The following is a 22,533-nucleotide window of genomic DNA, read 5'->3' as shown; positions in this document are numbered from 1 at the left end:
GATCAGTCTCCCGCTTTCCGGAGTTTTTCCTTGAATTCTTCCTTGGTCATGCCGGTCTGCTGCGCGCCGATGTCCTGCACGTCGAGCCGGAAGATGCCGGCGAATTTGGCGAGGTAATAGATGTTGCCACCGGCAGCGATCAGCGCCAGCACGTTCTTGTCGCGGCAGGCCTGCTTTTGTTCGTCGTTCAGGCCGAAAGTCTCCATGTAGCCTTCCGGATCGGCCAGATAGGCGGCGCGCGCCTCGGCGGCGTTGAAGGAATAGCACATCTTGTTCAGCGCATAGCCCTTCATCGCCATCTTGCCGTCAAAGATCGTGGTGCCCGGGATCGGGCTGTGATGGTCGAACTCGGTGATGTCCATCCTGTCTCCTCCGCTCATGTCTCGTCCGGCCAGTACAGCCGCATCGGGTTGTCGATCAGCAGCGCCTGTTGCAGCGCCGCGCTGGGGGCGATCCGGGGGATCACGTCCACAAGCTGGCCGTCATCGGGCACATGCGATTTCATGTTCGGATGCGGCCAGTCGGTGCCCCAGAGCACCCGGTCGGGAAAGGCCTCGACCAAATGGCGGGCAAAGGGGATCACGTCGTCATAGGGCGGGCCCGCGATCGTCAACCGCTCCGGGCAGCTGACCTTGGTCCAGATGTTTTCGTTGCGCGCCAGCAGATCAACAAAGCGTTGGAAATCAGGATGATCCACGCCCTTGCTCACATCCGGGCGGCCCATGTGATCGACCACGATGGGCACGGGCAGGCTTTCAAGGAAGGGGATCAACTCTTCCAGATCGGGCGCCTCGAAATAGACCACGATATGCCAGCCCAGCTTGGCGATCCGCTCGGCAATGCCAAGGAACACCTCTTTCGGGGTGGCGTCCACCAGCCGTTTGACAAAGTTGAAGCGCACCGCGCGGACCCCGGCGGCATCCATCGCGCGCAAGTCCTCATCGCTCACATCGGGCGAGATCACGGCAACACCGCGCGCCAGATCGCCGGCCGTCTCCAGCGCATCGACCAGCGCGGCGTTGTCGGTGCCGTGGCAGCTGGCCTGTACGATCACGTTGCGTGAAAATCCCAGATGATCGCGCAGCGCGAACAGCTTTTCCTTGGGTGCATCGCAGGGGGTGTATTTGCGCTTGGGCGAATAGGGAAAGGTATCGGCGGGGCCGAAGACATGGCAATGGGCGTCCACCGCGCCAGCGGGCACCTTGAAATCCGGTGTCTTGGGCGCCGGGTGGAACGGCAGATAATCGGGATCCATTTATGCGGTCTCCTTGGTCTTTCACGCGCTGTGGCAGGGGGCGTCGGGATTGGCCGCGACATTAGGTCCATCGGGGCTGAAAGCGCCAGTTGGAAGCTTGGATGCCTTGATTGGTTTATGTTATAGATGTTGCGAATATACGGGGAGTCTCCAGTGGATTTCGTGTTTCCCAACGTGCGCCACCTGCTGGCGGTGCAGGAGGTCGCGGCACAGCACCGCATCAATCTGGCCGCCACCGCCGTGCACCTGTCGCAGCCAGCGGTGACGCAAGCCGTGGCCAAGCTGGAGACGGCCCTGTCGGCGCGCCTGTTTGATCGTCGCCCCGAAGGGATGTTCCCGACCGAGGTGGGCGAGATTTTTCTGCGCCGGGTCGATCGCGCGCTGGCGCTGCTGAAAGAAGGCGAGCGGCAGGCGCGCAAAAAAGCGCCGCGCCCCGGCCCGGTTGGGCGGCGCGATTTCCACCGGCTGACCACGGCGGTACAGCTTCGCGCGCTGACGGCGGTGGCCCAGACCGGCAATTTCAGCCATGCGGCGCAGCAGCTTGGCGTTTCGCAACCCGCCGTGCATCGCGCCGCCCGCGATCTGGAGCGGCTCTCGGGGCTGGTGTTCTTTGATCCGGTGCGTCGGGGCGTGATGCTGACCCCCGCCGCCGAGGTCTTTGCCCATCACGTGCGGCTGGCCAAGGCCGAGATCCGGCAGGGGCATTTTGAGGTCGGGGAGTATCTGGGGCGGGATTCCACCCATATCGCCATCGGGGCGATGCCGCTGTCGCGCACCGCGATCCTGCCCGCGGCGATCGACCAGTTGCTGCGCGAAAGCGAGGGGCGGTTGCAATTGCAATGCGTCGACGGCCCCTATGGCGCGCTGCTGCGGGATCTGCGGTTCGGTGATCTTGATGTCTTGATCGGGGCGCTGCGCGATCCGCTACCGGCTGACGATGTGGTGCAGGAGCCGCTGTTTGAGGATGCGCTTTCGGTGGTGGCGGCGCGCGGCCACCCGCTGGCAGGCAAGCCGGGTCTGACGCTTGCGGACACGCTGGCCTATCCCTGGATCGCGCCGCCGCAGCCGACGCCCACCGGCACCTATCTGTATGAAAGTCTACGCATTCCGCAGCTGCCCGACACGCCGGTGCGGGTGGTGGCCAATTCGCTGGTGCTGGTGCGCGGGCTGATGATGCGGGGGGATTACGTCACCATCATGTCGCACAAGCAGATCGAGGTGGAACAGCAATACGGCATCATGGCGCCGCTGCCCATCGACCTTGGCGACAGCGCCCGGCCCATCGGTCTGACGTACAGGGCCAACTGGCGCCCGACCCCGACGCAGGCACGGTTTCTGGATATGATCCGAAATCAGGCTAGGTGAGTGCATCTATAACAGAAACGAATGCAAACCCCCGGCATTGAATTTTGGTCCCAAGGCCGGGGCTGATAGGGGAGGGCCCGACAGGGAGAGATAGCTGATGACCGAGCGCACCGAAAAACCCTATGACGACATTCCCGGCACCTTCGTGTTCGACGCCGATCGCTCGCGCGAGGGGTATCACCTGAACATGTTCTGCATTTCGCTGCGGCTGGCCGATAACCGCGCCACGTTTGGCGCCGATGAGGGCGCCTATCTGGATCGCTATCCGATGACCCCGGCGCAGCGTCAGGCCGTGCTGGACCGCGACTGGATGGAGCTTTTGCGGCTGGGCGGGAATATCTATTACACCTCAAAGCTGGCGGCCAATGACGGCATCACCTTTCAGGAACTTGCCGCCAAGATGACCGGCGTGCCCAATGAAGAGTATCGCGACATGATGCTTCAGGGGGGCCGCCCGATCGAGGGCAACCGCTATAAATCCGAATGGGAGAAGACATAATGGCGCGGATCACCGCAGGGGTGGGCTGTTCCCACGTGCCCGCCATCGGCGTGGCAATGGACACCGGCATCACCGATCAGCCCTATTGGAAACCGCTGTTCGACGGGTTCGTCAAAAGCCGCGAATGGATGAAGGACAACAAGCCGGACGTGATCTTTCTGGTCTATAACGACCATTGCACCGCGTTTGACGCCTCGTGCATCCCGACCTTTGCGCTGGGCTGCGCGGCAGAGTTCGCCCCCGCTGACGAAGGCTGGGGCCGCCGCCCGGTGCCGGTGGTCAAGGGCCATCAGAAACTGGCCAGCCATATCGCGCAATCGGTCATTCTGGACGAATTCGACCTGACCATCATGAACGAGATGGAGGTCGATCACGGCTTGACCGTGCCGCTGTCGGTGATGTTCGGGGAACACGGGGTGGACGATGAATGGCCCTGTCCGGTGATCCCGCTGGCGGTCAACGTGGTGCAATACCCGGCCCCGACCGGCAACCGCTGCTATAATCTGGGCAAGGCGATCCGCCGGGCGATCGACAGCTATCCCGAAGATCTCAACGTGGTGATCTTTGGCACCGGCGGCATGTCGCACCAGTTGCAGGCCGAACGTGCCGGTCTGATCAACCCGGAATGGGACAACCGCTTTCTCGACTCCATGGCGAACGACCCCGAGGCGGCGCGCCAGATCACCCATCTGGAATACCTGCGCGAGACCGGCTCCGAGGGCATCGAAATGGTGATGTGGCTGGTCATGCGCGGGGCGCTGGACGAAAAGGTAACCGAGGTTCATCGCCACTATCATGTGCCCGCCTCGAACACGGCGGTGGGGCATATCATTTTGGAAAACCACGAGTAGACCCCGACTAAACGACGACGAAACTGCGGCGAACGGAGAGAGTGTTATGAGAATTTGCGTGGCCGGTGCCTATGGCGCCTTTGGTATCAAGCATCTGGATGCGCTGGCCAATATCGACGATGTCGAGGTGACCTCGGTGATGGGGCCGAGCAAGGCCAAGATCGAAGCCTTTGCCGCCGAACGTGGCATTCCCCATGCCGCCGACACCCTTGAGGAATGTCTGGCGCGCGAGGATGTCGATGCGGTGATTCTGGCAACGCCGACCCAGATGCACGCCGCACAGTCGATTGCCTGCATGGAGGCCGGCAAACATGTGTTGGTCGAGATTCCGATGGCCGATAGTCTGGCCGACAGTCTGGCGGTGGTGGAAAAGCAGCGCGAAACCGGTCTGGTCGCGATGGCCGGTCAGGTGCGCCGCTTCAACCCCAGCCACCAATGGATTCACAACAAGGTTCAGGCCGGCGAACTGACCATCCTGCAGATGGATGTGCAGACTTATTTCTTCCGCCGAACCAACACCAACGCCAAGGGCGAGCCGCGCAGCTGGACAGATCACCTGCTGTGGCATCATGCCTGCCACACCGTCGATCTGTTCCAGTATCAGACCGGCGGAACCGCAGTCGAGGCGTTCGGGCTGCAAGGGCCGCTGCACCCTGATCTGGGCATCGCGATGGATATGGCCATCGGGCTCAAGGCGCCCTCGGGCGCGATTTGCTCGCTGTCGCTGAGCTTTAACAACGACGGGCCGTTCGGCACCTTCTTTCGCTATATCTGCGACAAGGGCACCTATCTTGCGCGTTATGACGATCTCTATGATGGCAACGAAACCCAGATCGACCTGAGCGGCGTGACGGTGTCCAACAACGGAATCGAGCTGATCGACCGCGAATTCGTCGCGGCCATTCGCGAGGGGCGCGAACCCAACGCCTCGGTTGCCCAGACATTGCCCGCGATGGAGACATTGGACCGAATCGAGCGCGGCCTTAAGTAGCCGAAACCGATTCCGATCTGGCGCCGCCCCCTGCGGCGTGGAATGGTATGGGGCGGGGCCATTTGGCACCCGCCTTTTTCATGTTCAATGACCGGAGAGAGCCGATGAACGGTGCCGAAAGCCTTGTGCGCAGCCTGCTTGCCAGCGATGTGGAGGTTTGTTTCACCAATCCCGGCACGTCCGAGATGCATTTTGTCGCCGCGCTGGATCATGTGCCGGGCATGCGCTCGGTGCTGGCGCTGTTCGAAGGGGTGGCGACCGGGGCGGCGGATGGCTATTGGCGCATGGCGCGCAAACCGGCCTCGACGCTGCTGCATCTGGGGCCGGGCCTCGCCAACGGGCTGGCCAATCTGCACAACGCAAAAAAGGCCGGGTCCGGCGTGGTCAATATCGTCGGCGAACATGCCGCGAGCCATGTCGCGCTGGATGCGCCGCTGACCTCGGATATCGAGGGGATCGCGCGGCCGGTCTCGCATTGGGTGCGCAGCTCGTCCTCGGCGGTCGATGTCGGGTTTGACGCCGCCCGCGCCGTGCGGGCCGCGCGCACCGCACCGGGACAGGTGGCGACCCTGATCTTGCCCGGCGATACCGCATGGAGCATGGGCGGCGCCGTGGCCGAGGCGCTGGCCCCACATGCCCAGCCCCGGCTCGACACCGGGTTGGTGGATCAGGCGGCGCAGGCGCTGGATGGGCCGGACAGCCTGTTGTTGCTGGGCGGTAGCGCGATGTCGGCGCAGACGCTGGAGCTGGCGGGACAGATCGCGGCGAAAACCGGCTGCACCCTGATGTCGGAATGGGCCAGCGCCCGGGCTGAACGTGGTGCCGGGCGGGTGGCGATGGCCAAGGTGCCCTATCCGATTGATCTGGCGCTGGAGACCTTGGCACCCTACCGGCGCATCGTGCTGGTCGGGGCGCGCGCGCCGATCGGGTTTTTCGCTTATCCGGGCAAGCCCGCGCGGCTGACCCACCCCGAGGCCGAGATCCTCGAACTGGCCGGGGCCGCGTCGGATCTGACGGCAACGCTGGATGCGCTGGTGCAGGCCACCGGGGCAGGGGGCTCTGTCGCGCATCTGGCGAAAGCCGATCTGCCCGATCTGCCGCCGCTCGGCCCGCTGACGCCGGACAGCCTTGCGCCGCTGATCGCGCGCGCGATCCCGGAAAACGCCATCGTGGTGGATGAATCCATCACCTCCGGGCGCGGGCTCGGGGCGGCCACAACGGGGGCGGCGCCGCATAGCTGGCTGAACAACTGCGGCGGCTCCATCGGCTATGGGCTGCCGGTTTCCATTGGCGCTGCCATCGCCCGTCCCGATCGCAAGGTGCTGGCGCTGATCAGTGACGGCAGCGCCATGTATACCCTCCAGGCGCTGTGGACGCTGGCGCGCGAAGGGCTGGATGTGACCGTCGTGATCTTTGCCAACCGCAGCTATAATATCCTGCGCGGCGAGCTGAGCAATGTCGGGGTGCAGAACCCCGGCCCCCGCGCCATCGACATGCTGTCGCTGGATCGCCCGACGCTGGGTTGGGTCGATATGGCGCGCGGCATGGGGGTGGAGGCCTCCCGGGTCGAGGATACCGCCGCATTCGCCCTTGCGCTGGAGGCGGGGCTTTCGACCCCCGGTCCGGTGTTGATCGAAGCGGTGATGTAAGGGGCCGCCCTTAGCCCGGCCTCAATTCACTAGGATTCAAAGTGCGCAGCACCGCCGGGCAATCGCCCCGGCGGGCTGGTGCTTTGCGGCTGTTCCCTCCGGCCGGAACATACCGGTTTACGCGCCGAAAAACCTTCGTTGACAAACCTGACTTAATCGCTCAGTTATACTCTCGCACAGCCACTCTGCCCCCGGTAGGGAAGCCCGCAAGACAACCAAAGGGGGCTTTGATGCCGCGTGAAACCCATCCATCAGACTGGAACGTACCGCTGTCGACACCGCTGTCGGCCCTGTGCTGTGCCGAGCGCTGCGCACAGATCGAAAGCTGTGGCGAGGCGGCGTGTTTCCTGCTCGACTGGTTGGACGATCTGTACCGTTCCACATCGATGCGTCCCGACGCATCCATGCGGACCCGGCCCCGATAAACCGACCGAGAGGACAGACAAGATGAAATCCAAACTGCTTTGTGCGACGCTGCTGGTTGGCTGCGCCGGGACTGCCGCCTATGCCGTCGAAAAGGCCGAGGTGATCAACACCTATGCCAATATCGCCCAGGCCGCCTATGGCGACAGCGCCGCCACCGCCCATCGGTTGCAGCGGGCCGTCGAGACGTTGATCGCCGCCCCCTCGGCGGAAAACCTGCAAGCCGCGAAAGCCGCGTGGCGCGCCGCCCGCGTGCCCTATCAGCAGACCGAGGCGTTCCGCTTTGGCAACCCGATCGTTGACGAGTGGGAGGGCAAGGTAAACGGCTGGCCGCTGGACGAGGGGCTGATTGATTACGTCGATGCCGCCTATGGCGGGGCGTCGGACGAAAATCCGCTGGCGGCGCTGAACGTGGTGGCGCAACCCAAGCTTTCCATCGCGGGCCGCGAGGCGGACGCAAGCAAGATCACCCCGGCGCTGATCGAAACCACGCTGCACGAGGCCGACGGGATCGAGGCCAATGTGGCAAGCGGCTATCACGCCATCGAATTCATGCTCTGGGGGCAGGATCTGAACGGCACCGGTCCCGGTGCTGGCATGCGCCCTTGGACCGATTATGCCAGCGGCGCGGCTTGCAGCAACGGCAATTGCGACCGCCGTGCCCAGTATCTCAAGGCCGCGACCGACCTGCTGGTCAGCGATCTGGACTGGATGGCGGCGCAATGGGCCGAGGGCGGCGCAGCGCGGGCCAATCTGATGCAGAACGAGAATGCCGCCGTCTCGGCGATGCTGACCGGCATGGGCAGCCTGTCCTATGGCGAACTGGCGGGCGAGCGGATGCGGCTGGGCCTGATGCTGAACGACCCGGAGGAAGAGCAGGACTGTTTCTCTGACAATACCCACAACAGCCATTTCTATGACGGAAAGGGCATCCAGAACGTCTATCTGGGACAGTACGTGCGCATGAATGGCGAACAGGTTTCGGGCCCCTCGCTGTCGGATCTGGTGGCGGAAACGACCCCGGCGCTGGATCAGGAAATGCAGGCCAAGCTGACCACCACGGTCGACGCGCTGGGCCGGATCAAGATCGCCGCCGAATCCGGGCTGGCCTATGACCAGATGCTGGCGCGCGGCAATGCGGCGGGCGAGGCGCTGATCATGGGCGGTGTTGACGCGCTGATTGATCAGACCAAGACCATCGAGCGGATCGTGACCTCGCTGGAGCTGGATCAGGCGGGGTTTGAGGGCTCTGACAGTCTCGACAATCCGAACGCCGTTTTCCAGTAACTCACCAATCCCACCAATTTCACGGCCAAGCCAGCCCCGCGCAAGCCCGGCCTTACTCCTTAAGAAAGACACTTCCATGAGTAAGACCCTGACTGCGGCGCTGGCCCTTGGCGCGCCTGTTCTATTCAGTGCCTCTGACGTCTTGGCGCAGGAGAGCCGCCGCTTCACTTGGGACGGTGAGATCGAAATCGACTATGAATCGATCTTTGACTCCGACGTTCCCGCCAATGAAAGCGATACTGCCTATGGCTCTGGCGAATTCAACGCTGCCTATGCCCTGACAGATCGGGTCGCGATCTTTGGCGGGCTGACCTTCGAGGAGCTTGAGAACGCAGCCGGCAACACCGGGTATGGCTTCTACTTTCACGAGTTGGGCCTGCAATTCGAGACTGGCGCGGCCAGCTTCCAGATCGGCAAGGTGCACCCGGAATTCGGCACGGCGTGGGACACTGCGGCGGGCTTCTACGGCTCGGCACTGGCCGAGGATTATGAGTTGAGCGAGCAGATCGGTGTGCTGGCCGAACTCGACCTTGGCACCGCCGGTACGCTGGCGATGGGCGTGTTCTATGCCGACGACACCGGGCTGAGCGATTCCCTCGGGTTCAACCGGGGCCGCAACACCACTGCCGCAGGGGGTGCGGGCAACACCGGCACGCTGAACAACGCTTCGCTGCAATGGTCGAAAGACTGGGGGCAAACCTTTGCCTATGTGGGGGCGCGGTTCCTCACTGCCGGAACCGGCGACGTGAGCGACGAAACCGGCATCGTCGCCGGTGTCGGCCATTCGCTGGGCAACGGGCTCGACCTTTTTGGCGAAGTGGCGGCCTTTGATGGCTATGGCGGCAGCGCCGACGACGCCACCTATGCCACGCTCAACGCGGCCTATGCGATTGGCGAGCTGACCCTCTCGGGCACCTATGCCATGCGTGACGTGGATAGCGCCGGGCGCACAGATCTGGTCTCGCTCGCCGCCGAATATGAACTGACCAATGGCATGACGCTGGGCGGCGCGCTGGCGCGGGTCGATGACGCCGGGGTCGCAGACACGCTGTTCGGGGTCAATCTGGTGATCCCGTTCGGCGGATAAGAGAACAGGGGCGGGCCGGGGGGACATTGTCCTTTGAACCCGGCCCGCGACCGGTGCACCCTGAAGCGCAGACAAACCGGGGCAGGGGGCACCGCCCTACGCTGAAAGAGACGACAATGTTGAAGATGATGTGGAGATACAAACGCCCCCCCGCCGCCCGCAACGGTTGGCTGCTTGCCGGGCTGTCCCTCATCGGGCCGGCGGCCTCTGGTCATGGCCTGATCGGGGCGGATGCGGATCCGCATCTCGCGCCTGCGCCCCCCAGCGCGGCACAGGCGGTGCGGGCGGCAACGGCCCTGCGCCCGGTGCGCGATTTTTCCGGGCCCGAGCCGTTCGAGGCCAACCCCGCCGGCGCCGCCACCGTGCGGCGCGCGGACAAACAGGCCTTTGCCCAGCCTGCCGCCACCTTGGATTTCGAGAGTGAGCTCGATTTTCGCACCGGCAAGTCGCTGTTCGAAAAGCTCTGGGTGTCGTCGCCGTCCTCGACGCTGGCCTCTGACGGGCTGGGGCCGCTTTACAACGCGCGCGCCTGCGAAAGCTGCCATATCCGCGACGGGCGCGGCCACCCACCGGCCCAGGGCGAGGTGCCAGTAGGGTTGGTGCTGCACCTGTCCCGCCCGGTGGTGGCCGAGGCGGTGGGGGGCGAGGCGGGGGTGGCCCGGATCCCCGACACGCATCCGATCGCTCCCGATCCGGTTTATGGCCGGCAATTACAAACCCGCGCGCTGCGTGGTCTGTCCCCCGAATACCGCCTCTCGATCAGCCATGACACGATCGAGATCCCGCTGGCGGGCGGCGCGCGCGCGACCCTGCGCGCCCCGCACTACCATCTGAACGATCTCTCCTATGGCCCGCTGGCAGCCGACACCATGATCAGCCCGCGCGCCGCGCCGCAGATGATCGGGCTGGGCCTGTTGGAGGCGATCCCGGCAGCCGATATCCTCGCCCAAGCAGACCCCGAGGATGGCGATGGCGACGGCATCTCGGGGCGGGCCAATATCGTCTGGTCGATGACCTATCAGCGCCCGATGCTGGGCCGGTTCGGGCACAAGGCGGCCCAGCCCAGCCTGCGCGATCAAAGCGCGCGCGCCTTTGCCGATGATCTGGGCATTTCCACCCCGCTGCTGACTGCCGGATGGGGCGATTGTACAGCGGCGCAGGCGGCGTGCCGCAGCGCGCCGCATGGTGACGCGGATGCGCGGGTGTTCGAGGTGGACGCAACCGGGCTTGATCTGGTGACGCGCTATGCCCGCAACCTCTCGGTGCCCGCCCGACGCAATCCGGGCGACCCGCAGGTCTTGCGCGGCAAACAGGTGTTCCATGACACCGGGTGCAACGCCTGCCACCGGGCGAAATTCATCACCCATGTGCTGCCGGAGCAACCGGCGCAAAGCTTTCAACTGATCTGGCCCTATTCCGACATGCTACTGCATGACATGGGCCCCGGTCTGGCCGACAATCGCCCCGAGGGCCGCGCCACCGGGCAGGAATGGCGCACCGCCCCGCTTTGGGGGATCGGCTTGACCGAAACGGTCAGCGGTCAGGCCAGCTTTCTGCATGACGGGCGCGCGCACACCCTGCTTGAGGCGATCCTTTGGCATGGGGGCGAGGCGCAGCCTCATCGCGACCGGGTGATCGCGCTGCCGCCCGCCGACCGTACCGCCCTGATCCGTTTTCTGGAGAGCTTGTAACCCATGCGACATCTGATTTCCGCCCTTGTCACCACGGTCTTTTCGCTGGCTGCGCTCCCCGCGCTGGCGGGGGGGCAGACCGACGCGATCCTTGACCGCCACGTGCTTCCGAAGATGCAGACGCTGGCTGAAACCACGGCGGCGCTCGATACCGCCGCGCGTGCCGATTGCACCCTCGAGGGCGTCGCGCTGCGTTCTGCCTTTGGCACCGCTTTTGACGCATGGATCGCCGTCAGCCATCTGCGCTTTGGCCCGGCCGAGACGCAGGCGCGCGGCTTTGCGCTCGCTTTCTGGCCGGATACGCGCGCCATGACGCCCAAGACCCTGCGCGGGTTGATCGCCGCTGCCGACCCGGTGGTGGACAGCCCTGCGCGCTTTGCCACCGTCTCGGTCGCGGGCCGGGGATTCTATGCTCTGGACTACCTGCTCTATGATCCCGAGATCTCGGCGCTGGGCACGGCCGCCTATCGCTGCACCCTGCTGCGCGCGATCACCGCCGACATAGCCACCACCGCCGCCGAGTTGAGCCGGGATTGGAGCGAACACTATGCCGGGCTGATGCGCACTCCGGGGCCGGACGGCCCCTATCAGAGCGATGAAGAGGTGTTGCAGGAATTCTTCAAGGCGCTCACCACCGGGTTGGAGGTTAACGCCGATCTGCGGCTGGGTCGGCCCATGGGACAGATCGGCAAGCCGCGCCCGCTGCGGGCCGAGGCGCGCCGCTCGGGTCGCTCGCTGCGGCATGTGGTCATCTCTTTGAAATCGCTGGAGGAACTGTCTGATCTGCTGGCGGGGCAAGACGCCGATCTCGCGGCGCGGATGTCCCATGGTTTTGACACCGCGCTGGCGCGGGCAGAGCAGCTGGAGGACCCGGTGTTCGCCGGGGTCGCCACGCCGCAGGGGCGGCTGCGGGTCGAGGTGTTGCAACAGGCGATCACGGCCATTCGCACCGCGGCCAATGAAGATATGGGGCCGGCGCTGGGCGTCGCGGCCGGGTTCAATGCGCTGGACGGAGACTGACCATGACATCACGACGCGGGTTCCTGATCGGGATGCTGGCCACCGGGCTGACCCCAGTGGCCACATGGGCCGATGCGGGGGCGCCCGATTACCTGTCGGCCGGGCAGGGGCCAGACGGGACGCATTTCCTTTTTGGCCTCTCCGCCGAGGGCGCGATTCGGTTCCGCCAAGCGATTCCGGGGCGCGGTCATGCCGCTGCCGCCCATCCGCATCGGGCACATGCGGTCGGCTTTGCCCGCCGTCCTGGCACCTTTGCCTTTGTGCTCGATTGCGTCACCGGCCAGACCGTGGCCGAGCTGAGCGCCCCGGCGGGCCGCCATTTCTATGGCCACGGGGTGTTTTCCCGCGACGGCGCGCGGCTTTTCACGACCGAGAACGACTATGACACCGCCGCCGGGGTGGTCGGGGTCTGGGACGTGGCGGCAGGATATACGCGGCTGGGTGAAGTTTCCTCTGGTGGGGTTGGTCCGCATGAGATCCGGCTGATGCCCGATGGTAAGACGCTGGTAATCGCCAATGGCGGGATCGAGACCCATCCCGACAGCGGGCGCGCCAAGTTGAACATCCCGGTGATGCAGCCGAATCTCAGCTACCTCGACCTTGAAGGGCGGCTGCTCGAAGCGGTTGAACTGCCACCCACGCTGCATATGAATTCGATCCGCCATATTGACCTGCGCGCAGACGGGCTGGTGGGCTTTGCCATGCAGTGGCAAGGCGGGCAGGGTGGGCAGGACGGGCAGCCCCCGGTTCTGGGCCTGCATCGGCGCGGCAGTGCTCCGCGTCTGTTGGGGGGCGGCGGGCCAAGCGATGCGCTGAACGGCTATGGCGGCAGCGTGGCGTTCTCCGGCGACGGGGGCTTGCTCGCGGTGTCCTCTCCGCGCGGCGGCATGGTGCAGGTCTATGACGCGCAGAGTGGCGCATTGGCGCACAGCTTGGGGCTGGCGGATGTCTGCGGGGTGGGGGCGGCCCCGGGCGGATTTATCGTCTCCTCCGGTAGTGGCGCGTTGGTGCGGCTGCGGGACGGGCAGGCGCTGCCGCTGGATCGGGCCGAGGTGCGATGGGACAATCATCTGGTGCGGCTGGCCGGGGCTTAGCCGCACCCCGAACGAAGCCCGAACGGGTCTGTACGATCCGCGGCGAAAACTCCCCGTTTGCGCGGCACGATGCAGCTGGGCGCGGCAGGTGCGAAACCTGCGGTTCACGCGATCCGCGACGTAAGGGAGAAGTGGCAGAGAGAAATGGTAGCCCGTAGGGGAGTTGAACCCCTCTTTCCAGGTTGAAAACCTGGCGTCCTAACCGATAGACGAACGGGCCACGGTGAGCGCCTGACTATGCAATTGCGCGACCGGACGCAAGAGGGAGAAAGCAAAAAGTTGCGGGCAATGTCAGGTCGCTGCCGACAGCGCCTGCGTGGCCGCGCGCCGGGGTGACGACCGCATGTCACGCGCGCTTTTGGCGCGTTTCAGATTGTGATTTCGTGGCGGGAAAATGGTAGCCCGTAGGGGAGTTGAACCCCTCTTTCCAGGTTGAAAACCTGGCGTCCTAACCGATAGACGAACGGGCCACGCTGTGGTGTGCGGTTCTTAAGGCAATCGCGCCGCACCCCGCAAGACAAAATCTGCCCTAAATCGAAGATTTTTTGCCTCTGCGCGACTTGGCAGGGTTCAGAGCGCGATTACGCCTCGGCCGCGTCGTCAAGGCGCAACTGCACGCTTTGTCGTCCGCCCCATGTATTGATCTCCAATCGCCCGGCCAGATGGAACCGCGCGCCGCCATGGGCCTCCAGCCGGGGGCCCAGATCGCTGTCAAAGGCACCGAAGGCGATGGCGTCCAGTTTGCCCTGCATGCCGTCGCTCAGCGACAGTTTCAGATGCGAAGCGCCGACCCGCTTGGCAAAGCGGATCTGAAGATCGGGCAGGGCAAAGCGCGGGGCCGGGGCCCCGGCGCCGAACGGCCCGGCGCGTTCGATCTGTTCGATCAGCTCGACCGTCGCGGCCCCCGGCATCAGCGCGCCGTCCAGCTTCAGATCGCTCGGGCCCAACTGATCCGCGCCTTGCCGCGCCAAAAGTTCGGAGAGCCGTTCCATTGCCTCTTCCAACCGGTCGCGCGCCACGGTCAGCCCGGCGGCCATCTTGTGCCCGCCGCCCTTCAACAGGAACCCGTCCGCGGCCAGCCGCTGAATCGCCGCACCCAGATCAATCCCCGAGACCGAGCGGCCCGAGCCCTTGCCCTCGTCCCCGTCCAGCCCGATCACGACGGCGGGGCGACCGGCGGCCTCTTTCAGGCGCGAGGCGACGATGCCGACAACGCCGGGATGCCAGCCTTCGCCCGCAGCCCAGACCAGCGGCGCGTCAAACCCGCGCTCTTCAGCCTGCGCCATCGCGGCGGCGCGCACCGCCTCTTCGATCTCGCGTCGTTCGGTGTTGAGTTGATCGAGCCGTTCGGCAAGGGACTGGGCCTCGCTGATGTCTGCGGTCGCCAGCAGCCGCGCGCCCAGATCGGCCTTGCCGATCCGCCCGCCCGCGTTCACCCGTGGCCCCAACAGAAAGCCCAGCGAATAGCTGCTGGGCGCCGAATCCATCCGCGCCACATCCGACAGCGCCACCAGACCGGGGCGGCGCCGCTGCGCCATCACCCGCAACCCCTGACGCACCAAGGCCCGGTTCGCCCCGATCAGCGGCGCCACATCGGCCACTGTGGCCAGCGCCACGAGATCCAGCAGCGACATCAGATCGGGGCCAAGGGCTTCGCCCGCCTCGCGCAACTGCCGCCGCGCCTCGACCAGCATCAGGAACACCACACCAGCGGCGCAGAGATAGCCCAGATCGCCGCTCTCGTCCTGTCGGTTCGGGTTTACCACGGCCACACAATCGGGCAGCGTCTCGCCGCCGAGGTGGTGGTCCAGAACGATCACATCGGCGCCCTTGGCCGCCGCGATCGGTTCAAAGCTGAGCGTGCCGCAATCGACGCAGACGATCAGATCATGGCGCGCCGCAAGCGCCCGCATCGCCGGCTCATTGGGGCCATAGCCTTCGTCGATCCGGTCGGGGATATACAGCGTGGCATCGCGCCCCATCGCCCGCAGCCAAACCAGCAACAGCGCGGCGGAACTGCCGCCATCCACGTCATAGTCGGCAAAGACGGCGATGCGCTGGCCGCGCCGTACCGCATCGACAAAGCGGGCGGCGGCGGTCTCCATATCCTTCATTGCGCGCGGATCTGGCAGTAGGTCGCGCAGCTGCGGGGTCAGGAACGCCATGGCCTCTTCGACCGGCACGCCGCGGCGAGCCAGCACCTGACACAGCGGGCGCGGCAGCTCGGTGGCCTGCGTCATCGCCTCGGCGGCGCGATCCAGCTCGACCGAGGGCCCGACCCAGCGTCGCCCGCTCAGCGATTGTTCCACCCCCAGAAATGCCACGTGCGTCCCTCCTATGCCAAACCGTCGGGCCAAAGTGGCCAACGCCCCTGCGCCCGCCACCGCACAGGCGGGGGGCGGCAAAGATCACCTTGGATGTCCGAAACGGCGACGCTGACTGCGCCGGTTCAGATCTGTTCGATCCGCAGCGCCACCGGCTCCGAGGCGACCACATCGGTCACGGCCATCGCCTCCAGCGCGTGTTCAAGCGCGGCGGGCGTGGTCTTGTGGGTGACGATCAGAACCGGCGCGGTGGTCTCGGAATGGCTGTATTGACGCATCCGGTCGATCGACACGCCGGCCTCGCCCAGGATCGCGGCGATCTTGGCCAGCGCGCCGGGTTTGTCCAGCAGCGACATGCGCAGGTAATAGGGGGCGGGCAGGCCGGTCTGCGCCGGGGTCGCATCCGCCAATGTCACGGCAGGTTGCCCGAACACCGGCATCCGGCATCCCCGCGCCAGATCGCAGATATCGCCCAGCACCGCGCTGGCGGTCGGGCCCTCGCCGGCACCGGGGCCGCGCAGCACGATCTGTTCCACCGCGTCGCCCTCGATCACCACCATATTGGTGCCGCCTTCAAGCTGGCCCAGCGGCGAATTGGCCGGGACCAGACAGGGCTGCATGCGCTGCACCAGCCCGCGCGGGCTGCGTTGCGCCACACCAAGCAACTTGATGCGATAGCCCATGTCGGCGGCCTGACGGATATCCTCCAGCGTCACCCGCTGGATGCCCTCGATCTCGACTCCGGCGAAATTCACCTTGGTGCCAAAGGCGATCGAGGCCAGGATCGCCAGCTTGTGACTGGCGTCGATGCCGCCCACGTCAAGGTTCGGGTCGGCCTCGAGAAAGCCCAGCTTGTCGGCCTCCTCAAACAGGGCATTGTACCCTTGGCCGGTCGCCTCCATCCGGGTGAGGATATAGTTGCAGGTTCCGTTCATCACCCCCATCACGCGGGTGATCTCGTTGCCTGCCAGCCCCTCGGCCAGCGATTTGATCACCGGGATGCCGCCGGCCACCGCCGCCTCGTAGCGGATCGAAAGGCCCGCCGCCTCGGCCTGTTCGGCCAGCGCCTGCCCGTGCAGGGCCAGCAACGCCTTGTTGGCGGTGACCACATGCTTTCCGGTGGAGAGCGCGGCCTCGGTCGCTGCCTTGGCGGCCCCCTCGGAGCCGCCCATCAATTCGACAAAGACATCGATATCGTCGCGCCGGGCCAGCGCCACCGGGTCGGTTTCCCAGTCATAGCCGGACAGGGTCACGCCGCGATCCTTGTCGGCGTCGCGGGCGCTGACGGCGATGATCTCGATCCGGCGGCCGGTGCGGGCCTCCAGCAGCTTGGCTTGTTTGCGCAAGATGCGGACAACGCCGACACCGACTGTGCCCAAACCGGCGATTCCCAGGCGCAAAGCGTTCGTCATCGTCGTTGAATCCTTTGGTCTGTCTCAGAATGCTGATCCGTGCCTTAGCCGGTTCGCTTAGGGGGTGCAACGGCAGCGGCGGTTGCGGATCAGTCCGACGGTGCGGTGCGCAGCCGGTCCGCCCGCGCCTTGAGCAGGGCGCGTCGTCGGGTCATCTCGCGTTCCAGCTGCTCGGCGCTGTCGGGCGTGGCCGCATCCGTGGCCAGCGCCGTTTCCAGCGGGATCAGGGCCGGGTAGGGGGCATCGCGCAGCGCCTCGGTGCGGGTCTGGTCCAACTCGGGCACCTCGCGGGTGCAGCCGGCAACGGCGAACAGCAAGGCCAGAGCGACCACGGCGGTCGGGAGGGGGTGGGACGTGTGTCGCGGCTGAAACATGGCTGATCCGGTATCTGGGCGTGCCCTTTCATGCCTGCTGCGGGCAAAAGGCGCAAGCTGGGGGTTTTTTCTGAACATACGTTCAGATAACGTTCCGGGGATGGCACGCACAACAGGTTCCCATTCCGATATTACCGGTCCGCGCATCCAGGAGGCGGCGCTGCGGCTGTTCGCGCAGCACGGTTATGCTGCCGTCTCGATGCGCCAGATCGCGCGCGAGGTCGGGGTGCAGGCGGGCGCGCTTTATAACTATACCCCTGACAAGCAAAGCCTGCTGTTCGGGCTGATGCAGGATCATATGCGCGCGTTGCTGGCGACATGGGCGGCGCAGCCGCAGGGGCGGGACCCTTGCGCGGCGCTTGAGGCGTTCACGCGGTTTCACATCCGGTTCCATCTGGAACGCCCGGACGAGGTGTTCATCGCCTATATGGAGTTGCGCAACCTCACCCCCGAAAATCACGTCGCGATCAGCGATCTGCGCGGGCGCTACGAGGATGCGCTGGAGGCGATCTTGAAACGCGGGGTCGCGGCGGGTCTGTTCGACGTGGCCGATACCAAGATTGCCACCCGGGCGGTGATCGCGATGCTGAACGGGGTCAATACCTGGTATCGGGCCGATGGGCGGCTGTCGCAGACCGAGGTCGAGACAACCTATTGGGACATGGTGCGCAAGGCGGTGGCGCCAGCCTGAGCCGGCGCTATTTCCACTGCTTGAACTCCTTGAGCAGGCCCTGACGCTCCTTCTCGTGTGATTTGTACTTTTTGACCTGAGATCTGTACGCGCTCAGCGCCGCATCGGCCTGTTTTTCGACCTTGGCGATATCGGTTTTCCACGTCGCGGTGGCGCGCGCCAGCCGGTCGTATTCGGTGGCCACGGCATTCAGCCTTTTGCGCACCTCTTTGACAATCTTTTCGGCCTGCCCGATCTCGTCGGTATCCATCTTGAGCGAGATCACCGCAGAGGCGGCGCCGGTCAGTTTTCTGGATCCTTTGGACAGCTTGTCGGCAAGATCCACGGATTCGCCCGCCACCGTGTTGGCGGTGCCCAGGGGGCTGCCGGAACTGGGGCCGAGCGCCCCGTCGATCACCGAATGCACCACCACGCCACCCAGAGCCACCCCGATCCGGGCGCCCCAGCTGACCGGACCAAGACAGAAGGAAACGGCGGTCACCGCGACGTTCAACCCGGTTTGCCATTTGGCTTCGGTGACCTCGTTCTTGGCTTTCTTCAACAGTTTATGAAGCGCGGTCAGCTCTTTCTCCAGCGCCTTGCAGCGCTTGTGCATCTCCTTGATCCAATCCGCCAGAAGCGAAAGCAGGGTGGCGGCAAGCGCTGCGAATCCTGCTGTCATCATCGCTTCGTGTTTTGAATTGGCCTCTTCCAACACGGTCAGGGCGAGCACGTATTTCGAGTAGGTCTTGATCAGATCCTTGGAGTCCTTGGCCTTGCCGAAGACAACCTTGTTCCACGCGGCGTTGAAATCGCCCTGACATTTGTCAAGACGGGTATAGTCGGCCTTGTAGGTGCTGAGCGTGGTGGAGGAATAGTATTTCACGCTCGAGGAGGCGAGCACCGTTTTGGCGGTTTTCAGCCCTGCCAGCGCGTCCTTCTCGATCGTTTCAATGTATTTCTGGACAAGGGGGCTGTTGACGAGATCCTGTGCGGTCTTGGCGGCCATGACCGGTTCCTTTCGCTGCAAAATGGCATCTTCAAAATGAGATCCCCCGACTAAAACGTCGGGATGGGAGACCCATACACCGAAAAGGAGGGGCGGGTCCGCGACAAAATGGCGGACTGCGTTTGCACCGTGTCAGGGCCGACACTGGGCCAGAGGGCACGTGGGGTGGGGGGCGACTGATTGTGCAGAGATCGACGCGCTGCACGGCGAACGGCCTGTTCGCGGGCGCCTATTTCGGGTAAGCCGCCGGCTCAGACAGGCGGAGGGGCCCCATGGAAGATGACATTCTGGCGACGGTTCGAGTATCGGCGCTGCGCCGTTGGCTGGGGATCGGGGTCTTGCTGATCTTTGGTGGGATGGTGATCTATGTCGCCCTTGCCACGCCGCCCGAACCGCAATGGCAGGTGTTCCTGCTGCTGATCGGGGCCGGCGCGCTTTGGCTCGCGGATCGGATGCGGCGCGCCACCGAGCACCGGCTTGAGCTGACCCGGACCGAGCTGCGCAGCAGCGACGGCACCCGTCTTGCCGCGATTGACGAGATCGAAACGCTGGATCGCGGGACGTTCGCGTTCAAGCCTTCAAACGGGTTCGTGATCCGTACCCGGGCCGCCGGGCCCCGCACTTGGCGCCCCGGTCTGTGGTGGCGGTTGGGCCGGCGGGTGGGGGTCGGCGGGGTGACCGCGGCGTCACAGACCAAGGCGATGTCAGAGATACTGTCGGCGGTTCTGGCCGAACGGGCCTAGCTGCTCGACCATTTTATCTGGTTCACGAAACGGGGCCGGGTGAAGATGAAATTGTCCAGATCGCGATCGCCCACCCCGACATCGAAGATCGGTTGATAGGTCGATTGGGTCTCGATCAGGATAACGCGCTCGCCATCGGGCATGACCGGAAGGCGGGCTTCGACATCGGAGATGTCGGAGTTTTTGCGCTCTGAGGCATAGCCGCGATTTTCGGACCACACGACATAATAGCGGTCGTCGTCCTCGTCCCAGCGCACCACGGTGACCCGCAGCTTGACCGTGCTGGTGGAGCGGGCCATCAGTTGCAGAACCTCTTCCATGCTGTCGACATAGGTGTCGTTGATTGCTTCTGTCTCGCGCGAGATCATGTCACCGATCGCATAGGCGGCCTTGAGGTTCTGTGCGCTTTGCCGAAAGCCGTCGAAGTAAACAAACGTGGCCATGAAGGCCCAGAACAGGAACGGCATCACCAGCACGAATTCGACCGACACGCTGCCGTGGGTATCGCCGAGAAACCGGCGCAACACTGAGGGGAGTTTCCTGCGCATCATCCTTACCTCGGTTCTTGCACGAAAACGGTGGTCGAGGTCAGGGAGAACTGCCCATAGGCGTCCTTGACCAGGCTGCCGCCCAACCCCGTGGTCGGAAAGATCGGGTCGACCATGGCGCAGGCGCGCAGGACCATCAGGTCGTTCTCTTGTCCGTTCACGAAATTGCGCACGGGCGAGACCTCTTCGGATTGGTCGGTGCAGTCTGGCGTGTCGCTGAGCCCGGTCCAGGCGCGCGGATCGACCTGGATCATTTCCAACCGCAGGCTGCTTTTGCAATCGCGGATGAAGGCGGCGCGATCGCAGATCATGTCCTTGATGTCGTCATGTTGCGGCGCGGTGCCGGTGCCAAGGCGAATTTCACGCACGGTCATGTCCATCGCGCGGTCCAGTACCGATTGCTGCAGGGTGACGAACCCCAGTTCGATCCCGGAAAGCAAGACGGCGAGAACGGCCGGAAAGGTGATGACGAATTCGATCGTGACGTTGCCATCCTCGCGCCGCCAGAACCGGCGTAGCTTTCTGCTTAAGTGTCCAATCATTGTGTCAACCTCAGTTTGCGGATCGACGAAGCGATCGAGGCGAAGGCGTCAGAGATCTCCAGCCCGTCCACGTCAAAGAAATGGCTGGAGGAACTGGCGCAATCCTCGAGCACGGCCAGCCCGTTTGACGGCGCCTCGAACCCGATGGTGAAGACCATGATGTCCTGTGCCTTGGCCGCGTCGCAGATCGCCTTGGTCCGCGTGTCCTTGGTGGTGTCGTTCACATAGTTACCGTAGGGGCCATAATACCATTCGTTGCGCGCCGGGTAATATCCCATCGTCGGTTGGAAAATGCTGTCGGCGATCTTCCTCGGAGTTGTGTAGGCGAACAGTTCGCCCATCGTGAGCGAGATCGCCGTGCCGGGTTCGTCCGTGGTTTCGGTGCCGGATTCCACCCATCCCTCGGACTTGCACTTGCCCCTCCAGTTATAATAAGTGCAGCCCCATTCATACTTGGTCGTCTCATAGGTGCCGTTGCCATAGGGGTGGTCGGCCCATTCGTCCAACTCGTTCCAGTAATAGATGTCCTCGAGCAGGTTCAGGTCACCGTCGCGGTCGAGAAGGTCGGGTCCGACGTTGACCGAATAGACCTCTTCCTCGGCATTCCACCAGGCGCCAGTCTCGCCGGTTCGATACTCGTCAGGAAGATAGTATTGCCTGGTGTTTTCCCCGTCGGTCATCAGTACGACGACCTTCAGCGTCTCTCCGCTTTCATAGGTTTGCGGACGGTCGGCGAAATCGGCCGAAACCTCGCCCAAATCGATCATCTTGGCGATCGCTGGCTGAACGCTGGGGTCAAGCAGGGCGGTGCCCCATTTCATGCCGAGGTCGATCGAGGTGTAGCCGCCGGCCGAGAGATCGTTAATGAACGACTTGAGCTTGGTTGCGTCCTTTTGCATGATCATCGCCTCGCGGTCGCTGTCAGGGACGCAGACCGGGTTTTTGATCAGCTCTGGCGGGCTGTTGTCGCGCCCTTCAAAGCTGCTGGTCGTGTAGTCGAAATGCATGGTCCGCTTCAGTTCTGTCGTGGTCGAAAGCGCGGCGCTGTCAAAATCGGAGGAGTCGAAGTTGACGCAATTGGAATAGTTGTGTTCGCTGGTGACGTTGAACTGGTCCAGGAAGACGGCCGGGGTCGAGACCTGTTGGGCATAGGGCACGATCGACATCGACATTTTGCCGTCTTCGGTGTTCTCGACCATCGTGTCGACGAATTCCTTTGCCGCGACTTTCAGGTTTGTCAGCCGGCTGTTGCTGTTCATCGAGCCCGACACGTCGAGGATCAGCGAAATCTCGACTCCGTCGATGCGTTCCTCGGCCGTGCTGGCGGCCGGGGCGGTCAGCGAGTCAACGCCGGACAGTTTCATGAACTGGGTCTTGTAGTCGGCGGAGGCTGTTGCCGACACGGTGCGATAGCTTAGCCCCTCGTCGACCGTGACACTGGTGAGATACTCGGCCATCCCGGCCTTGCCCAGATAGTCGCGCACAACCGATTCCGGGTCGAGTGTCTGGTCAAGGTCAGCGGCAGCCAGAACGGCGCGGTCCATCGTGTATTGCAGGTTGGCGCGGTCGCGTTCGTATTGCATCAGATCGACGCCGATGCCGCCAAACATCAGGATGATCAGAATGACATAGAGCCCGAAATAGGTCAGGGAGCCGTCCTCGCCCGCACCAAGGCGTCGGGTCTGGTTAACCAACCGGC

Annotated in this window: 22 protein-coding genes and 2 tRNA genes; 13 read left to right on the top strand and 11 right to left on the bottom strand. The window is 64.3% G+C overall.

The window, feature by feature from the left end; genetic code table 11:
- Positions 1 to 2: 2 nt before the first annotated feature.
- Both E1B25_RS01930 and E1B25_RS01925 read right to left on the bottom strand, forming a co-directional pair.
- Complete coding sequence (locus E1B25_RS01930; RefSeq protein ID WP_132826983.1) at positions 3 to 362, bottom strand: protocatechuate 4,5-dioxygenase subunit alpha; 360 nt, start codon at positions 360 to 362, stop codon at positions 3 to 5.
- A gap of 14 nt (positions 363 to 376) precedes the next feature.
- A complete protein-coding gene (locus E1B25_RS01925) occupies positions 377 to 1,255 on the bottom strand; it encodes an amidohydrolase family protein (RefSeq protein WP_132826982.1) in 879 nt (292 codons plus the stop codon).
- 153 nt (positions 1,256 to 1,408) lie between these two features.
- Between E1B25_RS01925 and E1B25_RS01920 the strand changes: the two genes are divergently transcribed.
- From E1B25_RS01920 to E1B25_RS01870, 11 genes are all read left to right on the top strand, one after another.
- Positions 1,409 to 2,620: a LysR family transcriptional regulator gene (locus E1B25_RS01920; protein WP_132826981.1), complete on the top strand. Its 1,212-nt coding sequence runs from the start codon at positions 1,409 to 1,411 to the stop codon at positions 2,618 to 2,620.
- Positions 2,621 to 2,717: 97 nt separating this feature from the next.
- Entirely contained in the window at positions 2,718 to 3,119 is a 402-nt protein-coding gene (gene ligA / locus E1B25_RS01915; RefSeq protein WP_132826980.1) for a protocatechuate 4,5-dioxygenase subunit alpha, read from the top strand.
- A complete protein-coding gene (locus E1B25_RS01910) occupies positions 3,119 to 3,970 on the top strand; it encodes a class III extradiol dioxygenase subunit beta (RefSeq protein ID WP_132826979.1) in 852 nt (283 codons plus the stop codon). Before ligA ends, E1B25_RS01910 begins: the two co-directional genes overlap by 1 nt.
- Before the next feature lie 46 nt (positions 3,971 to 4,016).
- The gene (locus E1B25_RS01905; protein WP_132826978.1) at positions 4,017 to 4,961 is read left to right on the top strand and encodes a Gfo/Idh/MocA family oxidoreductase; all 945 of its coding nucleotides are present in this window, start codon (positions 4,017 to 4,019) and stop codon (positions 4,959 to 4,961) included.
- A gap of 80 nt (positions 4,962 to 5,041) precedes the next feature.
- Positions 5,042 to 6,610 carry an acetolactate synthase large subunit gene (locus tag E1B25_RS01900; RefSeq protein ID WP_245510582.1) on the top strand — a complete coding sequence of 523 codons (1,569 nt, stop codon included), beginning with the start codon at positions 5,042 to 5,044 and terminating at the stop codon, positions 6,608 to 6,610.
- A gap of 230 nt (positions 6,611 to 6,840) precedes the next feature.
- Positions 6,841 to 7,035, top strand: coding sequence for a hypothetical protein (locus E1B25_RS01895; RefSeq protein ID WP_132826977.1), 195 nt, complete (start codon positions 6,841 to 6,843; stop codon positions 7,033 to 7,035).
- A gap of 22 nt (positions 7,036 to 7,057) precedes the next feature.
- Positions 7,058 to 8,320, top strand: coding sequence for an imelysin family protein (locus tag E1B25_RS01890; RefSeq protein WP_132826976.1), 1,263 nt, complete (start codon positions 7,058 to 7,060; stop codon positions 8,318 to 8,320).
- Between the two features lie 76 nt (positions 8,321 to 8,396).
- On the top strand, positions 8,397 to 9,407 hold the full coding sequence (locus E1B25_RS01885; RefSeq protein ID WP_132826975.1) for a hypothetical protein: 1,011 nt from the start codon (positions 8,397 to 8,399) through the stop codon (positions 9,405 to 9,407).
- A gap of 116 nt (positions 9,408 to 9,523) precedes the next feature.
- The gene (locus E1B25_RS01880; RefSeq protein ID WP_245510581.1) at positions 9,524 to 11,098 is read left to right on the top strand and encodes a di-heme oxidoreductase family protein; all 1,575 of its coding nucleotides are present in this window, start codon (positions 9,524 to 9,526) and stop codon (positions 11,096 to 11,098) included.
- A 3-nt stretch (positions 11,099 to 11,101) separates the two neighbouring features.
- Positions 11,102 to 12,118: an imelysin family protein gene (locus E1B25_RS01875; RefSeq protein ID WP_132826974.1), complete on the top strand. Its 1,017-nt coding sequence runs from the start codon at positions 11,102 to 11,104 to the stop codon at positions 12,116 to 12,118.
- A gap of 2 nt (positions 12,119 to 12,120) precedes the next feature.
- Positions 12,121 to 13,212, top strand: a complete 1,092-nt coding sequence (locus E1B25_RS01870) for a DUF1513 domain-containing protein (RefSeq protein ID WP_206338487.1) — start codon at positions 12,121 to 12,123, stop codon at positions 13,210 to 13,212.
- A gap of 145 nt (positions 13,213 to 13,357) precedes the next feature.
- Here E1B25_RS01870 and E1B25_RS01865 read toward each other — a convergent pair.
- The 5 genes from E1B25_RS01865 to E1B25_RS01845 form a co-directional block, all read right to left on the bottom strand.
- A tRNA-Glu gene (locus E1B25_RS01865) sits at positions 13,358 to 13,432 on the bottom strand.
- Between the two features lie 175 nt (positions 13,433 to 13,607).
- Positions 13,608 to 13,682, bottom strand: a tRNA-Glu gene (locus E1B25_RS01860).
- Between the two features lie 111 nt (positions 13,683 to 13,793).
- The gene (gene recJ, locus E1B25_RS01855; protein WP_132826972.1) at positions 13,794 to 15,536 is read right to left on the bottom strand and encodes a single-stranded-DNA-specific exonuclease RecJ; all 1,743 of its coding nucleotides are present in this window, start codon (positions 15,534 to 15,536) and stop codon (positions 13,794 to 13,796) included.
- Between the two features lie 125 nt (positions 15,537 to 15,661).
- Positions 15,662 to 16,948, bottom strand: a complete 1,287-nt coding sequence (locus E1B25_RS01850) for a homoserine dehydrogenase (protein WP_132826971.1) — start codon at positions 16,946 to 16,948, stop codon at positions 15,662 to 15,664.
- A gap of 89 nt (positions 16,949 to 17,037) precedes the next feature.
- On the bottom strand, positions 17,038 to 17,322 hold the full coding sequence (locus E1B25_RS01845) for a hypothetical protein (RefSeq protein WP_132826970.1): 285 nt from the start codon (positions 17,320 to 17,322) through the stop codon (positions 17,038 to 17,040).
- Between the two features lie 100 nt (positions 17,323 to 17,422).
- On the opposite strand from E1B25_RS01845, the gene E1B25_RS01840 reads away from it, so the two are divergent.
- Entirely contained in the window at positions 17,423 to 18,013 is a 591-nt protein-coding gene (locus tag E1B25_RS01840; RefSeq protein ID WP_132826969.1) for a TetR/AcrR family transcriptional regulator, read from the top strand.
- 7 nt (positions 18,014 to 18,020) lie between these two features.
- On the opposite strand, the gene E1B25_RS01835 is transcribed toward E1B25_RS01840, so the two are convergent.
- Entirely contained in the window at positions 18,021 to 19,001 is a 981-nt protein-coding gene (locus tag E1B25_RS01835; protein WP_132826968.1) for a hypothetical protein, read from the bottom strand.
- 272 nt (positions 19,002 to 19,273) lie between these two features.
- On the opposite strand from E1B25_RS01835, the gene E1B25_RS01830 reads away from it, so the two are divergent.
- Entirely contained in the window at positions 19,274 to 19,744 is a 471-nt protein-coding gene (locus tag E1B25_RS01830) for a hypothetical protein (RefSeq protein WP_132826967.1), read from the top strand.
- On the opposite strand, the gene E1B25_RS01825 is transcribed toward E1B25_RS01830, so the two are convergent.
- From E1B25_RS01825 to E1B25_RS01815, 3 genes are read right to left on the bottom strand one after another with little or no spacing between them, the layout of a single operon-like run.
- Complete coding sequence (locus tag E1B25_RS01825) at positions 19,741 to 20,292, bottom strand: TadE/TadG family type IV pilus assembly protein (protein ID WP_132826966.1); 552 nt, start codon at positions 20,290 to 20,292, stop codon at positions 19,741 to 19,743. The genes E1B25_RS01830 and E1B25_RS01825 overlap by 4 nt on opposite strands.
- A gap of 5 nt (positions 20,293 to 20,297) precedes the next feature.
- Positions 20,298 to 20,834 carry a TadE/TadG family type IV pilus assembly protein gene (locus E1B25_RS01820; RefSeq protein WP_132826965.1) on the bottom strand — a complete coding sequence of 179 codons (537 nt, stop codon included), beginning with the start codon at positions 20,832 to 20,834 and terminating at the stop codon, positions 20,298 to 20,300.
- Positions 20,831 to 22,528, bottom strand: coding sequence for a pilus assembly protein TadG-related protein (locus E1B25_RS01815; protein WP_245510580.1), 1,698 nt, complete (start codon positions 22,526 to 22,528; stop codon positions 20,831 to 20,833). The genes E1B25_RS01820 and E1B25_RS01815 overlap by 4 nt, the downstream gene beginning before the upstream one ends.
- Between the last annotated feature and the right edge of the window lie 5 nt (positions 22,529 to 22,533).

The organism is Antarcticimicrobium sediminis (assembly GCF_004348975.1).
Taxonomy (GTDB): Bacteria; Pseudomonadota; Alphaproteobacteria; order Rhodobacterales; family Rhodobacteraceae; genus Antarcticimicrobium; species Antarcticimicrobium sediminis.
This window is presented reverse-complemented; position numbering and strand designations above follow the sequence as displayed.

What these genes read in the sequence shown, in the direction of transcription:
- E1B25_RS01930 (WP_132826983.1), bottom strand. Translation starts at nt 362, where the DNA reads ATGGACATCACCGAGTTCGACCATCACAGCCCGATCCCGGGCACCACG.
- E1B25_RS01925 (WP_132826982.1), bottom strand. Translation starts at nt 1,255, where the DNA reads ATGGATCCCGATTATCTGCCGTTCCACCCGGCGCCCAAGACACCGGAT.
- ligA (WP_132826980.1), top strand. Translation starts at nt 2,718, where the DNA reads ATGACCGAGCGCACCGAAAAACCCTATGACGACATTCCCGGCACCTTC.
- E1B25_RS01910 (WP_132826979.1), top strand. Translation starts at nt 3,119, where the DNA reads ATGGCGCGGATCACCGCAGGGGTGGGCTGTTCCCACGTGCCCGCCATC.
- E1B25_RS01905 (WP_132826978.1), top strand. Translation starts at nt 4,017, where the DNA reads ATGAGAATTTGCGTGGCCGGTGCCTATGGCGCCTTTGGTATCAAGCAT.
- E1B25_RS01900 (WP_245510582.1), top strand. Translation starts at nt 5,042, where the DNA reads ATGTTCAATGACCGGAGAGAGCCGATGAACGGTGCCGAAAGCCTTGTG.
- E1B25_RS01895 (WP_132826977.1), top strand. Translation starts at nt 6,841, where the DNA reads ATGCCGCGTGAAACCCATCCATCAGACTGGAACGTACCGCTGTCGACA.
- E1B25_RS01890 (WP_132826976.1), top strand. Translation starts at nt 7,058, where the DNA reads ATGAAATCCAAACTGCTTTGTGCGACGCTGCTGGTTGGCTGCGCCGGG.
- E1B25_RS01885 (WP_132826975.1), top strand. Translation starts at nt 8,397, where the DNA reads ATGAGTAAGACCCTGACTGCGGCGCTGGCCCTTGGCGCGCCTGTTCTA.
- E1B25_RS01880 (WP_245510581.1), top strand. Translation starts at nt 9,524, where the DNA reads ATGTTGAAGATGATGTGGAGATACAAACGCCCCCCCGCCGCCCGCAAC.
- E1B25_RS01875 (WP_132826974.1), top strand. Translation starts at nt 11,102, where the DNA reads ATGCGACATCTGATTTCCGCCCTTGTCACCACGGTCTTTTCGCTGGCT.
- E1B25_RS01870 (WP_206338487.1), top strand. Translation starts at nt 12,121, where the DNA reads ATGACATCACGACGCGGGTTCCTGATCGGGATGCTGGCCACCGGGCTG.
- E1B25_RS01850 (WP_132826971.1), bottom strand. Translation starts at nt 16,948, where the DNA reads ATGACGAACGCTTTGCGCCTGGGAATCGCCGGTTTGGGCACAGTCGGT.
- E1B25_RS01845 (WP_132826970.1), bottom strand. Translation starts at nt 17,322, where the DNA reads ATGTTTCAGCCGCGACACACGTCCCACCCCCTCCCGACCGCCGTGGTC.
- E1B25_RS01840 (WP_132826969.1), top strand. Translation starts at nt 17,423, where the DNA reads ATGGCACGCACAACAGGTTCCCATTCCGATATTACCGGTCCGCGCATC.
- E1B25_RS01835 (WP_132826968.1), bottom strand. Translation starts at nt 19,001, where the DNA reads ATGGCCGCCAAGACCGCACAGGATCTCGTCAACAGCCCCCTTGTCCAG.
- E1B25_RS01830 (WP_132826967.1), top strand. Translation starts at nt 19,274, where the DNA reads ATGGAAGATGACATTCTGGCGACGGTTCGAGTATCGGCGCTGCGCCGT.
- E1B25_RS01825 (WP_132826966.1), bottom strand. Translation starts at nt 20,292, where the DNA reads ATGCGCAGGAAACTCCCCTCAGTGTTGCGCCGGTTTCTCGGCGATACC.
- E1B25_RS01820 (WP_132826965.1), bottom strand. Translation starts at nt 20,834, where the DNA reads ATGATTGGACACTTAAGCAGAAAGCTACGCCGGTTCTGGCGGCGCGAG.